13 protein-coding genes are annotated in these 15,000 nt (G+C 67.5%); 8 read left to right on the top strand and 5 right to left on the bottom strand.

Translation table 11 applies throughout. The annotated features are described in order from the left end of the window. Positions 1 to 21 precede the first annotated feature (21 nt). From PKE75_RS17240 to PKE75_RS17205, 8 genes are all read left to right on the top strand, one after another. Positions 22 to 606 carry a peroxidase-related enzyme gene (locus tag PKE75_RS17240; protein ID WP_271169986.1) on the top strand — a complete coding sequence of 195 codons (585 nt, stop codon included), beginning with the start codon at positions 22 to 24 and terminating at the stop codon, positions 604 to 606. A 25-nt stretch (positions 607 to 631) separates the two neighbouring features. Beyond that, positions 632 to 1,270 carry a peroxidase-related enzyme gene (locus PKE75_RS17235; protein ID WP_271169985.1) on the top strand — a complete coding sequence of 213 codons (639 nt, stop codon included), beginning with the start codon at positions 632 to 634 and terminating at the stop codon, positions 1,268 to 1,270. A 167-nt stretch (positions 1,271 to 1,437) separates the two neighbouring features. Further along, positions 1,438 to 2,778 (top strand): sugar ABC transporter substrate-binding protein, encoded by a 1,341-nt coding sequence (locus PKE75_RS17230; protein WP_271169984.1) that lies wholly within the window; start codon positions 1,438 to 1,440, stop codon positions 2,776 to 2,778. A 48-nt stretch (positions 2,779 to 2,826) separates the two neighbouring features. After that, positions 2,827 to 4,167 carry a sugar ABC transporter substrate-binding protein gene (locus tag PKE75_RS17225; protein WP_271169983.1) on the top strand — a complete coding sequence of 447 codons (1,341 nt, stop codon included), beginning with the start codon at positions 2,827 to 2,829 and terminating at the stop codon, positions 4,165 to 4,167. A 13-nt stretch (positions 4,168 to 4,180) separates the two neighbouring features. Further along, positions 4,181 to 5,818 carry a sugar ABC transporter ATP-binding protein gene (locus PKE75_RS17220; protein ID WP_271169982.1) on the top strand — a complete coding sequence of 546 codons (1,638 nt, stop codon included), beginning with the start codon at positions 4,181 to 4,183 and terminating at the stop codon, positions 5,816 to 5,818. Then, entirely contained in the window at positions 5,815 to 6,810 is a 996-nt protein-coding gene (locus tag PKE75_RS17215; RefSeq protein ID WP_271169981.1) for an ABC transporter permease, read from the top strand. The genes PKE75_RS17220 and PKE75_RS17215 overlap by 4 nt, the downstream gene beginning before the upstream one ends. Positions 6,811 to 6,820: 10 nt before the next feature. Continuing rightward, positions 6,821 to 8,200 carry an LLM class flavin-dependent oxidoreductase gene (locus PKE75_RS17210; protein WP_271169980.1) on the top strand — a complete coding sequence of 460 codons (1,380 nt, stop codon included), beginning with the start codon at positions 6,821 to 6,823 and terminating at the stop codon, positions 8,198 to 8,200. 40 nt (positions 8,201 to 8,240) lie between these two features. Then, complete coding sequence (locus PKE75_RS17205) at positions 8,241 to 9,464, top strand: acyl-CoA dehydrogenase family protein (RefSeq protein ID WP_271169979.1); 1,224 nt, start codon at positions 8,241 to 8,243, stop codon at positions 9,462 to 9,464. A 22-nt stretch (positions 9,465 to 9,486) separates the two neighbouring features. On the opposite strand, the gene PKE75_RS17200 is transcribed toward PKE75_RS17205, so the two are convergent. Genes PKE75_RS17200 through PKE75_RS17180 form a run of 5 tightly spaced genes read right to left on the bottom strand, consistent with a single transcriptional unit; the run spans position 9,487 to position 14,994 of the window. Then, positions 9,487 to 10,260 carry an ABC transporter ATP-binding protein gene (locus PKE75_RS17200; RefSeq protein WP_271169978.1) on the bottom strand — a complete coding sequence of 258 codons (774 nt, stop codon included), beginning with the start codon at positions 10,258 to 10,260 and terminating at the stop codon, positions 9,487 to 9,489. A gap of 34 nt (positions 10,261 to 10,294) precedes the next feature. Then, a complete protein-coding gene (locus PKE75_RS17195) occupies positions 10,295 to 11,638 on the bottom strand; it encodes an ABC transporter substrate-binding protein (RefSeq protein WP_271169977.1) in 1,344 nt (447 codons plus the stop codon). 11 nt (positions 11,639 to 11,649) lie between these two features. Beyond that, positions 11,650 to 13,002 (bottom strand): ABC transporter substrate-binding protein, encoded by a 1,353-nt coding sequence (locus tag PKE75_RS17190; protein WP_271169976.1) that lies wholly within the window; start codon positions 13,000 to 13,002, stop codon positions 11,650 to 11,652. A 40-nt stretch (positions 13,003 to 13,042) separates the two neighbouring features. Beyond that, a complete protein-coding gene (locus PKE75_RS17185; RefSeq protein ID WP_271169975.1) occupies positions 13,043 to 14,110 on the bottom strand; it encodes a branched-chain amino acid ABC transporter permease in 1,068 nt (355 codons plus the stop codon). A gap of 2 nt (positions 14,111 to 14,112) precedes the next feature. Next, the gene (locus PKE75_RS17180; RefSeq protein WP_271169974.1) at positions 14,113 to 14,994 is read right to left on the bottom strand and encodes a branched-chain amino acid ABC transporter permease; all 882 of its coding nucleotides are present in this window, start codon (positions 14,992 to 14,994) and stop codon (positions 14,113 to 14,115) included. Between the last annotated feature and the right edge of the window lie 6 nt (positions 14,995 to 15,000).

The following is a 15,000-nucleotide window of genomic DNA, read 5'->3' as shown; positions in this document are numbered from 1 at the left end:
TGACGTCGCAAGGTTCAGTCCATGCCCGCTCTTTCTTCCGTCTCCCACGCCGCTACCGCGGCGGCGGCCATCTCACGGCTCCCGCCGCCGCCCGCTGATACGCTCGACGGCGACGTGCGCGCGCTCTACGAGGCGAACCACCGTGAAAACTGGATCGCGGCTCTCTCTGTGAACGGCGCGACGGCGAAGCGGTTCGCCGGCTATTTCGGAAGCCTGTTCGCGACTGAGGGGAGCTTACTGCCGCTTCAGGAGCGGGAGTTGATCGCCGTCATCGTCTCGGCGATCAACGGCTGCGGCCTTTGCGAAATTCACCACGTCAACGCGCTCGCTTCGGCCCTCGGCGACGATGAGAAGGCGCGCCGCATCGCTCTCGACCCGCATCTCGCCCCGCTCAGCGCCCGGGAGCAGGCGCTCGTCGATCTCGCGACCAGCGTGACCACCGACCCGAAATCGGTCGAACCGCGCGCGTTCGACCGCCTCAGGGCGGTCGGGCTGAGCGACGCAGAGATACTGGAGGCGATCGAGACCGCCTCCTGGTTCAACCACACCAACCGCATCTTCATCTCGCTCGGCGTCTGGCCGGACGAGAAGTACTTCGACCGCTAGACCCGAACAGGCAGGAGCAGACCCGATGTCGACCGCCGCCCTCAGAACAGCCCCGGCTCCAGCCCTCTCCGCGCCCGCGGCGGAGGCGCCCGAGCCGATCTCGCGCCTCGGCCTGCCCGACGAAGCGTCGCTGCCGCCGCATGTGAAGCAGCTCTATGAAGACTTCCGCAGACAGTATGGCTTCGTGCCGAACTGGCTCGCGGCGCTTTCGATCAACCCCGACACCGCCTATCGCCTCGTGGCGTTCTACCGGCACCTGTTCGATCCGGCCCGCAGCCATCTCACCGCCGTCGAGCGCGAGCTCGTCGCGGTGGTGACCTCCGCCGCAAACCACTGCAGTTACTGCGTCTTCAACCACACGCAGGCGCTCGCCGCGGCGCTGGGAGACTCGGTGCGCGCCCAGCGGATCGCTCAGGGCTATCACCACGTCAGGCTGTCTCCGCGCGAGCAGGCGATCGCCGAAGTCGTCGACCGCCTGACCCGCGACGCGACGTCCATCGGCGAGGCTGATCTGCTCCGACTGAGGAATTTCGAGTTTTCGACAGAAGCGATCGCGGAGATCCTCGAGATCTCGGCCTTCTTCAACTACGCAAACCGGTTGACAATCGCGCTCAGCGTGGTTCCGGACGATCAGTTCTTCGACCGGCCGAGTTATGCGCACTAGCTCGGACGGCGCCGCACGGCCGTAAAGCCAGCGCGGCGCCGACGCCCAGACCTCACGGACAGCGACGAATTGCGTTCATCCGACCCCGGCGACAGCCGGATCGTCGGCGGAAGTGGCCTTCGTTCGCCTGTCTCAGCCCGAAGCCGACCCATCGCGTGGGGAGCGACATGCCCAAGCGCATCGATCCGAGAGCCTACCCCGACTTCAGCGACGTCCGCGTGATCGACCGCCACATGGACAGGCTCGACACGCACGGCGCGTCGCGACGGGATTTCCTGTCCCTCGTCTCCGCAGGCGTCGTAGCGGCGGCGGCGGCGGCGACCTGCGGTCTGTCGAACGTCGCCGTCGCCGCCCCGTCGGGAAAACTCGCCTTCCTCACGGCGTTCTACCGCAACGAATACAACCTCATCGCCGACAAGGCGTTCGAAGGCGTCACCAAGGCGTTCGGCCTCGACTACGCCGTGCTCGACGGGCAGTTCGATAGTCAGCTCCAGCTCAGCCAGTTCGAGCAGCAATCGGCGGCAGGCGTGCAGTCGGCAGTGTTCAACCTCGCCGACGGCGCCTCCATCAAGCGCATCGCCCAGGTCGCGCAGCAGAACCAGATCTACGTCGCCAACGTCTGGGACACCTTGTCGTGGTTTACGCCGTTCGAGGCCGGCGACTACTACACGCTCTACGCCGTGCCGGAGGAGTTCGCAGCCCATCGCGGCGTCACCGTCGAGCTTCTGAAGACGATCACGGAAACGCATGGCGGCGGCGACGTGATCGGCGTCACCGGCCTGCCCGGAAACTGGACAGACATCGCCCGCAGCCGCGGCCGCGACGACGCTTTCAAGGACTTTCCGAAAACTCGGCTCGTCGGCGAATTGCCCGGCAAATGGAACCGTGAGGACGCGCTCAAGGCGACCGAGGATCTCCTCACCCGCAACAGGAACGTCGTCGGCGTCGTCGCCCAGAACGACGACGTGGCGCAGGGCGCGCTCGGCGCGATCCGCGCGGCGGGGCTGAAGCCGGGCGAGGACGTCTTCGTGGTCGGCGCCGACGGCACGGCGCTCGGCGCGAAATCGATCGCGCAGGGCCATCAACTCGCGACCAGCGCGAACAGTCCGGCCTATGTCGCCGGCCTGTTCGCCGCGCGCATCTATGACGTCACCCACGGCTGGACGCCGAAGGCCTCCGAACGGCTGCTGAACTGGCGCTCGCTGACGGCCACCAAGGAGAACGTCGCCGGCTACATCGAACGCTTCGTCGACAATAACGGCGTCGATCCGTTCGATTACCGTAAGCTTTCGCGTGTTCTTCATCCCGAAGACTGGGATCCGCAGGTCGAGCTCTACCCGCTCGACATCGAGAAGCACTGGGAAGGCATCCCCCGACCGACGGGCTGGACCGCGCCAAAACCTTACGCCGACGCCTGGTCGAACGGCGAAGCCGAGGCCGTGAAGGCCGAATACGCCGCCCGCTACAAGATCAAGTTCGACGGCCCCTCGCCTCAGCGCAAGGCGTGACGCGAACCGTCTTCTCTCCTCCTCCCCTCGAGACCAAGAGCTCTTCAAATGGCCAAGCGGCTGGATCCACGCACTCTGCCTGACTTCGAGAACCGCAAGGTCGTCGACGATTACATGGGGCGGCTCGACACCCACGGGGTGTCGCGTCGCGACTTCCTAGCGCTCGCCTCCGCGGGCGCGGCGGCGAGCGTCGGCGCGGCGGCGCTCGGCCTTCCAAGCGTCGCGGTCGCTGATCCCTCAGGCAAGATCGCCTATCTCGCCTGGAGCGCCAGCACGGAATACAACCAGTTGGTCAGCAAGGGCGCTGAGGCCGCATCCAAGGCGCTCGGCCTCAACTACGTCTTTCTCGACGGCCAGATCGACAGCACCCGCCAGCTCAACCAGTTCGAGCAGCTCACCACCACGCAGGCCGCGGGCGGCTTCTTCAACATCCTCGACGGCAGCGCGCTGAAGCGCGTCTCCCAGATCGCCGAGGACACCAAGACCTATTTCGGCGCGGTCTGGGACAGCGTGGCCTGGTACACGCCGTTCGAAGCCGGCGACTATTACACGCTCTACGCCGTGCCGGAGGAGGACGACGCCCACCGCCGGGTGACGGCCGAGGTGCTCAAGGCCGTAACTGAATCGTTCGGCGGCGGCGACGTCGTCGCGCTCACCGGCACGCCGGGCAACTGGTGCGAGGCCGCGCGCAACCGCGGGCGCGACGACGCCTTCAAGGACTTCCCAAAGACGAAGCTGGTCGACCAGCTTCCCGGCAAGTGGCTGCGCGAGGAATCGCTGCGGGCGACCGAGGATCTGCTGTCCCGCAACAAGAACGTCGTCGGCATCATCACCCAGAACGACGACGAGGCGCAGGGCGCGCTCGCCGCGTTGCGCAACGCCGGGATCAAGCCTGGGCAGGACGTCTTCATCGGCGGAGCGGACGGCACCTCGCTCGGCGCGCAGGCGATCAAGCGCGGCCTGCAGACCGCGACCAGCGGCAACAGCCCGGTCTACACCGGCGCGCTGTTCGCTGCGCGCATCTACGACGTCACCCACGGCTGGAAGCCCCGCGCAGCCGAACGCCAGCTCTACTGGCGGGCGCTGACCGTCACGAAGGACAATGTCGACCCGTACATCGATCGCTACGTCGACGACAAAGGCGTCGAGCCCTTCGACTACCGCCGGCTTTCGCATGTCGCGGGCGGCGACGCCTGGGACCCGCAGGCGGATCTCTACCCGATCGATCTCGAGCGCCATTGGCGCGGCTATCCGAAGCCGGAAGGCTGGGCGCCCCCCAAGGCCTATGCCGAGGCCAAAGCGAACGGCGAGTTCGACGCGGTGAAGGCGGAATACGCAGCCGCGAACAAGATCAAGTTCGACGGTCCCTCTCCGAATCGCAAGGCGTGAGGACGGGCCGGCCATGAGCGACCGCACCGCCCTCCAGCGGCCTTCTCCCGTGTTCGAGGCGCAGGCGCTTTCGAAGAGCTACGGGCCCAACCGCGTGCTCGACGACGTCGGCTTCGTGGTGCCGCGCAACAAGGTGGTGACCTTCGTCGGAGAGAACGGCGCCGGGAAATCGACGCTGTTCAACATCCTGAGCGGCGTCGCCGCGCCGGATTCCGGCGTCATGCGCCTGCACGGCGCGACCTACGCTCCGACGGATTATGGCGCAGCGGCAAGCCTCGGCGTCTCGCGGGTGTTCCAGGAGCAGTCGCTGATCCTGAACGTGCCGGTCTACGAGAACCTGCTTCTCGGACAGGACGCCCGCTTCGCGCGGGCCGGGCAGTTCCTCGACCGCAAGGCGATGATCGCGGTCGCCGAAGCGATCGTGGAGGAGGCCGGCGTCGACGTCGACGTGCGACGCCGCACCGGCGACTACGACTTCTCCAAGCGCCAGTCGATCGAGATCGCGCGCGCCTGCCTCGCAGGTCTCCATCTCGGCCTCGTCACGCAGCCCTTCGTGTTGCTCGACGAGCCGACGTCCGCGCTCGACCGGCGCGACGAGGAGGCGTTCTTCCGGCTCGTCGCCAGGATCAAGACGCGCGGCTCGCTGCTGTTCGTCTCGCACCGTCTCACCGAGGTGCTTGCTCTCTCCGACCTGATCTACGTCCTCAAGGACGGCCGGCTGGTCGCCGAGCTGGAGCCGGCGAACACCACGGAGTCCGAGCTTCACGGCCTGATGGTCGGACGAGAGCGCGCGGCGGATTTCTATTACGAGCGCCGCCAGCGGGTGATCGCGAAGGGCGCGGAGCCCGTGCTCTCCGCGGTCGGCCTCTACCAGCCAGGCGCGTTCGAGCCCATCGACCTCGTGGTCCGGAAGGGAGAGGTCGTCGGAATCGGCGGGCTGCTCGACTCTGGCAAAAGCGCGCTGGGCAAGGCGGTCGCCGGCGTCGATCCTCCGGCCGCGGGCGAGGTCGCGCTCAACGGCGGGTCCGCGGGCGCGCCCGACATCGGCCGCTTCGTGCGGCAGGGCCTCGGCTACGTGCCGGCCGAGCGTCTCGCGGAAGGCATGATCGCCTCCGCGAGCGTCGCCTGGAACGTGTCGCTCGCGAGCGGCGGCGACCTGTTCTCGAACGCGCTCGGCCTCTGGAGGCGAGGCCGGGAGGTCGAGACGACGGAGCGTTACGTCCGCAGCCTTGCGATCCGCTCGGCCGCGGCGAACGTCAGGGCGTCCCGTCTCTCCGGCGGCAACCAGCAGAAAGCGGTGCTCGCGCGCTGGCTCTGCCGGAACCCGAGCGTGCTGGTGCTCGACAACCCGACCCGCGGCGTCGACGCCGGCGCGAAGGAAGAGATCTACCGGCTGATCCGGGAGCTCGCCGAGACCGGCGTCGGCGTCCTGCTGATCACCGACGAGCTGCTCGAGCTGATCGGCCTGTCGAACCGCATCCTCATCCTTCAGCGCGGACGCCTGGTGGCGGAAGTCCCCGCGCCCGCTGACGCGAAGCCGACCGAGCGCGAAATCGTCGCGCTCATGCTGCCGCAGAGCGATCGCCCCGATCTCCCGACCGGCGCCGCCTCTCCTTCCACCTCCTCGCCCGCTCGGGAGACGATTCCATGACCGCCGACGCAGACCACCTCGTCAGACCCGCGGAACGCCGCCTGCCCGCTTGGCCCACGATCGACAAGAGCCTCTGGCTGCCGATCGCGGTGGTGCTTGGGCTGATCGCGTTCTTCTCGTTCGCGACCGACAGCTTCGCGACGATGCGCAACTTCACGGCCGTGAGCGGCCAGGCCGGAGCGCTGCTCATCGTCTGCCTCGGCGGCACCTTCGTGATCCTGATGGGAAGCATCGACCTGTCGGTCGGCGCGATCGTGCTGTTCGTTGCGGCGGCGAGCGTACAAATCCTCAACAACACCGCGATCGGCGGGGCGGTGTTCTTCGCAGCCGCCGGCATCGGCGCGGCGCTCGGCCTGATCAACGGGCTGATCTACGCCTTCGGCCGCATCCCGTCCTTCGTGGCGACGCTTGGCACGCTGTCGATCTTCAGCGGTCTCGCGCTGCAGATCCTGCAGGGGCGCGCCATCCAGTTCGATCTCCCGGGCTTCGAGGAGATCGCGATCGGCCAGCTCATCCCGCGGCTGCCGAACATCGCGCTCTGCGCGCTGGTCGCCTGGGCGGCCGTCGTGTTCGTCGCGAGACGCACCCGCTTCGGCCGCTACATGTATCTGATCGGCGGCGGCGAGACGGTGGCCCGGACCGCCGGCGTGCCGGTGCGCCGCTACAAGGTCTACGCCTTCACGCTCGCCGGGCTGCTCACCGGCGTCGGCGCGATCCTGATGGTCGCGCGGCTCGGAGCCGCCGGCCCATCGATCGGCCAGGAGCTCCTGCTCAACAGCCTCGCCGCGATCGTCGTCGGCGGCACGTCGCTCGCCGGCGGCGTCGGCGGGCCGCACCGCACGCTGATCGGCGTGCTGATCATCGCCATCATCGACAACGGCCTCAACCTGATGGGCGTCACGCAGTACTCGCAGATGATCGTCAAGGGCGCGGTCGTCATCGCGGCCGTTCTCGTCAGCCGTGAGCGGATCTTCTCCGCCGTCGTAAAGTAAGGAGACCGTCGTGGCCAAAAGGCTGATCTTCAACGGCTTCTCGATGAACGCCGTCTCGCATGTCTACCACGGTCTCTGGCGGCGGCCGGACACGCGGCAGACCGAATTCAACGATCTCGCGCCGTGGGTCGATCTGGCGAAGCTGCTGGAGAAAGGGCGTTTCGACTCGCTGTTCGTGGCCGACGTCATCGGCGTCGATCCCGCCTACCAGGCGAGCTGGAACACCTATCTCGAGGAGGCGGTCCAGATCCCGATCAACGATTCCGGCGCGCTGATCACGGCGCTTATCGGCGCGACCGAGAACCTCGGCCTGACCTTCACCAGCTCGATCCTTCAGGAGCATCCCTTCAACTTCGCCCGCAAGGTTTCGACGCTCGATCATCTCAGCAAGGGCCGCGTCGGCTGGAACATCGTCACCAGCGTCAGTCACAACGCCGCGCAGAACTACGGCTTCGACCGCATCGTGCCGCACGACGAGCGCTACCGCTGGGCGGACGAGTACGTGGACGTCGTCTACAAGCTCTGGGAGGGGTCCTGGGACGAGGACGCGCTGATCGTCGACAAGGAGCGAGGGATCTACGCCGATCCCGGGAAGGTGCACCGCATCCACCACAAGGGCGAGCGCTACCGCGTGCTCGGGCCCCATCTCTCACAGCCCTCGCCCCAGCGGACGCCGGTGCTGTTCCAGGCCGGATCCTCGCGCGCCGGACGCGCCTTCGCCGCCCGCAACGCCGAAGCGACCTTCATCACCAGCCTAAGCCCGGAGGGCGCGCACAGACTGGTGACCGAAGTGCGGAGCCAGGTCGCGGCCGCCGGGCGCGATCCGGGCGATCTCAAATTCATTCAGGGCCTCTCCTTCGTGATCGGCAGCACCGAGGAGGAGGCGCGGCGCAAGGCCCGCGACCTCGACGAATATCGCAGCACGGATGGACTGCTCGCCCACATCAGCCGCGATCTCGGCGTCGATCTCGGGTTGCTCGGGCCCGAACAGCCGGTCGACGAACTCGACATACCGGGCGTGCAGGGCCTCGTCCGCTTCTTCGAGGAGGCCAATCCGGGCAAGCGGGCGACCGTCGCCGATCTCGGCCGGGCTTACGCCTACAACACCCGCATCGTCGGCACGCCGGAGAGCATCGCGGACGAGCTCGCCCGCTGGCAGGCGGCCGGGGTCGACGGCGTCAACGTCATCTACCAGACGACCCCCGGCTCCTTCGTTGAGTTCATCGAACATGTCACGCCGGTGCTGCAGGCGCGCGGCCTCGCGCAGAAGGAGTACGGCCCCGGCACCTATCGCGAGCGCCTGTTCGAAGGCAGCGGGCCGAGGCTGAACGAACGCCATCCCGCGACGCGCTACCGCGGCGCTTTCGGCCCGCAGGCCAAGGTCGCGTGACGCGCGCTCGCTCGCGACCGACTATCCATGGAGTTGAATGATGACTGAAGCCGCCGGCGTCTGGGGCGCAAGCCCGAGCGCTCGATACGAGGCGCTCGCCGCGCCGTTCCGCCCGATCTTCGCGCGCATCCGCGACGGCGCCGTCCAGCGCGAGATCGAGCGTACGCTGCCCTACGAACCCATCCGCTGGCTGAAGGAGGCCCGCTTCGGCGCGCTGCGCGTGCCGGCCGAGCATGGCGGCCCTGGCGCGACATGGCAGGAGACGACGGCGCTGCTGATCGAGCTCGCTGAAGCCGATTCCAACCTGCCGCAGGCCCTGCGCGGCCATTTCGGCTTCGTCGACAACGTGCTGTACCAGCCCGACAGCGCCTGGCGGAGGGCCTGGATCCAGCGCTTCCTCGACGGCGCGACGGTCGGCAACGCCTTTACCGAGAGGAGCGAGGCCAAGGCCGGCACCTTCGCCGCCCGCGTGACGCCGAACGGCTCGGGGTGGGTTCTGAACGGCGAGAAGTTCTACAGCACCGGATCGCTGCTCGCCGACTATCTCGACGTCGTGGCGGTCCGCGGGGAGGACGAGTTCGTCACCGCGATCGTGCCGGCTGATGCGGCCGGCGTTTCGCAGTTCGACGATTGGGACGGGTTCGGACAGAAGCTGACCGCGAGCGGCACGTCGCGCTTCGCCGACGTGCATCTGGAGCCGGACGCGGTGCAGCCGGCCGATCTCAGGTTCAAGTACCAGACCGCCTACTACCAGCTCTCGCATCTCATCACGCTGACCGGCATTGGTCGGGCGGCCGCGAACGACGTCGCGAAGCTGGTTCGCGAGCGCAACCGCACCTACTCCCACGCCAACGGCCGCATCTCGCGGGAGGACCCTCAGGTCCTGCAGGTGGTCGGCCAGGTGCACAGCCTCGCTTACGCCGCCGTCGCGGTGGCGCTGAAGGTGGCCGACGCCGTGCAGCGGGTCTACGAGGCGGCGGCGGCCGGCGACGCGGAGGCGGAAGCACGGTTGAACATCGAAGCCGAAATCGAGTCGTCGCAGGGCCAGATCGTGATCGCGAAGCTTGTGCTGGAGGCGACCACGATCCTGTTCAACGCGCTCGGCGCCTCGTCGCTCGCGCAGGGCAAGGCGCTCGACCGATACTGGCGCAACGCCCGCACGGTCGCGACCCACAACCCTCTTATCTACAAGGAGCGCGTGGTCGGCGACTACGCCGTGAACCGCACGGAGCCGCCCTTCCTCTGGCTGCCCGGCGCGGCCTGACAGTCTCCGTCCGGGTTCCGGCTCAGGCCGGAACCCGGGTCGTCTCTTCGGAGCGGACGTCGCCGCCGAGGTAGAGCGCCTCGAGATCGCCGAGTATCTCCTTGGCCCCGCCTGACGCCGCCACCCCGCCGTTCTCCAGCACATAGGCGCGGTCGGCGTAGCGCAACGCCAGGTTGGCGTTCTGCTCGGCGAGCAGGAAGCTCACTCCCTCGTCCTCGTGCAGCTTCCGGATGATCTCGAAGATCTCCTGCACGATGATCGGGGCGAGCCCCATCGAAGGCTCGTCGAGCAGGACGAGGCTCGGCCTAGTCATCAGCGCGCGGCCGATCGCGACCATCTGCTGCTCGCCGCCGGAGGTCAGCCCGGCACGCGTCGCGCGCTTGGTCTTCAGCCTTGGGAACCAGCCATAGACGCGCTCGAGATCGTCCGCGAGCCGCCTGCGGCTCGGCCGTCGCAGGTAGCCGCCGGTCAGCAGATTGTCCTCGACGGTGAGCTGCGGGAACACCCTTCGACCTTCCAGCACCTGCACCAGCCCGCGCTCGACGAGATCGACGGGGCCGAGCCGCGCCGTGTCCTCGCCCCGCCAGCGCACGACGCCCCGCCGCACGCGGCCGCCCTCCGACGCCAGAAGATTTGAGATCGCCTTGAGCGTCGTGGTCTTGCCGGCGCCGTTCGCGCCGAGCAAAGCGACGACGCCGCCCTCCGGCACCGTCAGCGAAACGCCGCGCACCGCGAGGATCGCGTCGTCATAGACGACCTCGATCCCGTCGACCTCCAGTATCGGCTGCTCACTCATCGCTTGGGCTCCATGATCATCGCGAGCGCTGCGCTCAATTCGTGGCGCCGTCGGACCGGGGCGTGATCCCCTTCTCCTTGGCGTAGGCGGCCGCCCGCTCGTAGATCAGCGGCAGCAGCAGGTCGCGGTCCGAGGCGACCCAGCCCTTGCTGACCACGTTCCACTTCTGGCCGTCCCACTGCAGGACCTTGCCCGACCCGCCGCCCTCGTGATCCTTGGCCGAGAGCTTCAGAGGCTGCACCAGCCCTTCCGCACCGATCTCCTTCAGTCTGGTCTCGTCGAGAACCAAGTGTTCGAGGCCCCACTGGCCTTCTTCACCGTTGATGGGACGCACGCCGAACTTCTTCTGCGCGGTCCGGATCGCCTCAACCGAGATGATCGCCTCGATCACGCCGAAGTTGTAGTAAACCGATCCGAAACTCTTCAGGTCCTTGAGGTCGCTCTTGCCCTTGTCGACGATCTCGGCCCTGATCTTCTTCAGGATCTCGAAGTCCTGCCCGGCCGGGAACGGCGTCACGGCGAGATAGCCTTTGCCGACCACGCCTGCCGGGCGGACGTCCTCCTCCGAGCCCGACCAGATGCCGCCGATGATGTGGTCGACGGGAAAGCCCGTCTTGGCCGCGGTCTTGATCGCGACCGGGGTCATCACGCCCCAGCCGCGCAGGAACACCCAGTCGGGCTTGATCTGGCGTATGCGCGCCCATTGCGCCGACTGGTCGTTGCCGGGATGCGGCACCGGGATCTGGATGTTCTCGAAACCATAGGTCTTCGCCAGCAGCTCGAGCGGCGCCTGGGTCTCCTTGCCGTAGGGACTGTCGTGGTAGACCGTCGCGATCTTCAGGCCCTTGAGCTTGTCCTTACCGCCGACCTGCTCCGCGATGTAGTTCACCACCGACGACGCTTCGCTCCAGAAGCTGAACATCACGGTGAAGCTGTAGGGAAAGACCCGGCCGTCGATCGCCTCGGTGCGGCCATAGCCGGTGGTGATCAGCGGCAGCTTGTCCGCGACCGACTTCTCGGTCAGCGCCTTCGAGATCGGGTCGCCATGCGGCAGGAAGATCGGCACGGGCGAGCCGTTCTTGCCGCCCTTCACGCGCTCGTAGCACTCGACGCCCTTCTCCACCGACCATTCGGTCTCGCACTCGTCCCAGAACAGCTTGACCCCGTTGATGCCGCCTTCGACCTCGTTGACGTAGCGGAAGTAGTCGATGATGCCGCCCCAGCCCGGAATGCCGCTCGAGGCGTAGGCGCCGACCCTGTAGGTGAGGAGCGGAAAATACTGCTCCTTCGCCTCCTCCGCCACGGCGGGCGAGACCGCGAGCGTCGCGGCGGCTGCGAGAGGAGCGGCGAGCCGCGCCACGAATCTGAACAGGTTCATCGGTGCGGCCCTCAGTTTGTGGAATCGGCGTCGGACCGGGGCGTGATCCCCTTCTCCCTGGCGTAGGCTGCGGCCCGCTCGAGGATCAGCGGGCGCAGAAGATCGCGGTCGGCCTGGATCCAGTCGCTGACCGTGCTCCACTTCGCGCCGTCCCACTGGATGACGCGGGCGATGCCGCCGCCTTCGTGGTCGCTAAGCGACAGCTCCAGGGTCGGCTGCAGGCCGGTCGCTCCGATCTCGTCGATGCGCTGGTCGGTGATGTCGAGATGTTCGAGGCCCCAGCGGGCCTCCTCGCCGTTGATCGCCCGGTGGCCGAACTTGCCCTGCGCGGTGCGGATCGCCTCGGTGAGGATGATCGCGTCGACGATGCCGGAGTTGTAATAGACCGAGCCGAAGCTCTTCTTGTCCTGAAGATTGCTCTTGCCCGTGTCGATCACGAATCTCCTGATCTTGTCGTGGATCGGGAAGTCGGCGCCCGCGGGATAGGTGGTGATGGCGAGATAGCCTTTGCCGACCGCGCCTGCCGGCCGCACGTCCTCCTCCGAACTCGACCAGATGCCGCCGATGATGTGGTCGACCGGAAAGCCCGTCTTCGCCGCGGTCTTGACCGCGACCGGCGTCATCACGCCCCAGCCCCGCAGGAACACCCAGTCAGGCTTCAGTTGACGGATGCGGCCCCACTGCGCCGACTGGTCGTTGCCGGGATGGGCGACCGGAATCTGGATGTTCTCGAAGCCGTAAGTCTTGGCGAGCAGGTCGAGGGCAGGCTGCGTCTCCTTGCCGTAGGGGCTGTCATGATAGACGGTTGCGATCTTCAGGCCCTTGAGCTTGTCCTTGCCGCCGACCTTTTGCGCGATGAAGTTGATCGCGGTCGAGGCCTCGCTGTAGAAGCTCAAAACGACCGGAAAGCTATAGGGGAATACGCGCCCGTCGACGGCTTCCGTGCGGCCGTAGTTCAGCGTGACCAGCGGGATCTTGTCCGCCGCCGCCTTCTCGGTCAGCGCCTTGCCGATCGGGTCGCTGTGCGGCCACAGGATCGGCACCGGGGAGCCGTCCTTTCCGCCTTTCACGCGCTCATAGCACTCGACGCCCTTCTCGACGCCCCATTCCGTCTCGCACTCGTCCCAGAACAGCTTCACTCCGTTGATGCCGCCCTCGGCCTCATTCAGATAGGTGAAGTAGTCGATGATCCCGGCCCAGATCGGGATGCCGCTCGAGGCGTAGGCCCCGACCCGATAGGTCAGCAGCGGGATATACTGCTTCTGGACCGGCGGCTCCTCCGCGGAAGACAGCCCCGCCCCCAACCCCAGTCCGACGACCGCGAGAATGGCTGCGCGGCGCAACCGGCCAATACGAGACGACATTTCGAGCACTCCTGAAGAGCGTGGGCGAGAGGGGTCGCGGTCAGCGACGGGATGGGGACGAAAGGCGTCGGCCAAGGCGCGCCAGCAACGCCGCGAGGCCCTGCGGCTCCTTGATCAGGAACACGATGATCAGCGCGCCGAAGACCACGTTCTGGAGATTCTCGAGCTGGCCGGCGTCGACCGCGCCGCCGAACGCCGCCCCCGCGACGCGGCTGAGTAGGATCGGCAGCAGGACGACGAAGGCGGCGCCGATGAAGCTGCCCGCGATGCTGCCCATGCCGCCGATGATGATGATGAACATCGCCTGGAAAGAGCGGTCGAGATCGAAGCTGCGGGCGTCGACGGTGCCGAGATAGGCGAAGGCCCAGAGCGCCCCCGCGACGCCGCAGATGAAGCCGCCGGCGAAGAAGGCGGTGAGCTTGCCGCGCGCAACCGGCACGCCGATGACGGCGGCCGCGGTGTCCATGTCGCGGATGGCCGTCCAAATGCGGCCGGTCTGGCTGCGGACCAGCCGCGCCGCGACGAGGGTGACGACAGTCGCCGTCGTCAGCGTCAGCAGATAGCGGGCGACCGGCGAGCTCAGGTCGTAGCCGAGAAAGACGAGCCGCGGCGCCGAGATCGAGCTCGAGGTCGAGTAGTTGGAGAACCAGCCGTACTGGTTGAACGTCCATTCCAGCAGGAACTGCGCCGCGAGCGTCGTCGCGATCAGATAGAAGCCCTTGATCCTGAGCGAGGGCAGGCCCACCACGACAGCGACGGCGCCAGCGATCACGCCGCCGAGCGCGAGGCTCGCAGGCAGCGGCAGCTCCGGCAGCCGGAGCATCAGGTTGTAGGTGGCGTATGCGCCCGTCGCCATGAAGGCGCCGGTCCCGAGCGACGCCTGGCCAGCATAGCCCATCAGCAGGTTCAGCCCGAGCCCGGCGAGCGCCATGATCAGGAACGGAATGAGGATGGCGTTGAACCAGTAGTCGTCTCCGACCGCGGGCGCGCCGACGAAGGCAGCGGCCAGCAGCGCGGCGATCGGCAGCGCGCGCCGCACGCGCGGCCAGAGCGCGTCCGGGGTCGCGGCGATAAAGTCGGAGGCGGCGTCCGAGCCGATGGAGGACATGCTCAGACCCTTTCGATCGCCCGCTCGCCGAACAGGCCGGCCGGGCGGATGAGCAGGAAGACGACGGCGAGGACGTAGGCGAACCAGGTCGAGACGCTGCCGCCGAGCAGCGGGCCGATATAGATCTCAGCGAGGCTGTCGGCGGCGCCGACGATCAACCCGCCGACGATCGCGCCCGCGATCGAGGTGAAGCCGCCGATGAGCAGGACAGGCAGCGCCTTCAGCACCACGAAGGTCAGCGAGAACTGGACCCCCTGCCGCGCGCCCCACAGCAGGCCGGCGACCAGCGCCACGAAGCCCGCGACGCCCCAGACGATCCGCCACAGCGTCTGGAGCCGGATGCCGATCGAGAGCGCCGCCTGCGGGTCGTCGGCGATCGCGCGCAGCGACACGCCGATCCGCGTCGCGCTGAAGAAGATGGAGAGGCCGATGACCAGAGCGCCCGCGACGCCCGCCGCGACCAGGTCGAACTGGCTGATCTGGATCGGGCCGACTTCAACCGGCACGTCGACGACGCCGAGGTCGAGCTCATGGACGCTCGCGCCCATTAGAATTTGGGCGACGCCCTCGATGACGAAGCTGAGGCCGAGCGTCGCCATAAACAGCGTGATCTGTGGCTGGTTGACCAGAGGCCTGAGCACGACCCGCTCGATCGCGACGCCGAGCGCGACCATCACGACGAGCGTGACCAGCCCAGCGGACCAGAAGTCGAGACCTTTGTCGCGCAACGTGACGAAGGTCAGCGCCGCGCAGAGCACCATCGACCCCTGCGCGAAGTTGAAGACTCCGGAGGCCTTATAGATCAGCACGAAGCCGATCGCGACGAGAGCGTACATCACTCCGGCGAGCAGACCCCCGACCAGGGTTTCGAGGAAGAAATCCATGACCGC

This window comes from Hansschlegelia plantiphila (assembly GCF_027922265.1).
GTDB classification, from domain to species: Bacteria; Pseudomonadota; Alphaproteobacteria; order Rhizobiales; family Methylopilaceae; genus Methylopila; species Methylopila plantiphila.
Note: the sequence above shows the minus strand (reverse complement) of the source record. Positions and strands in the feature narration are given on the sequence as shown.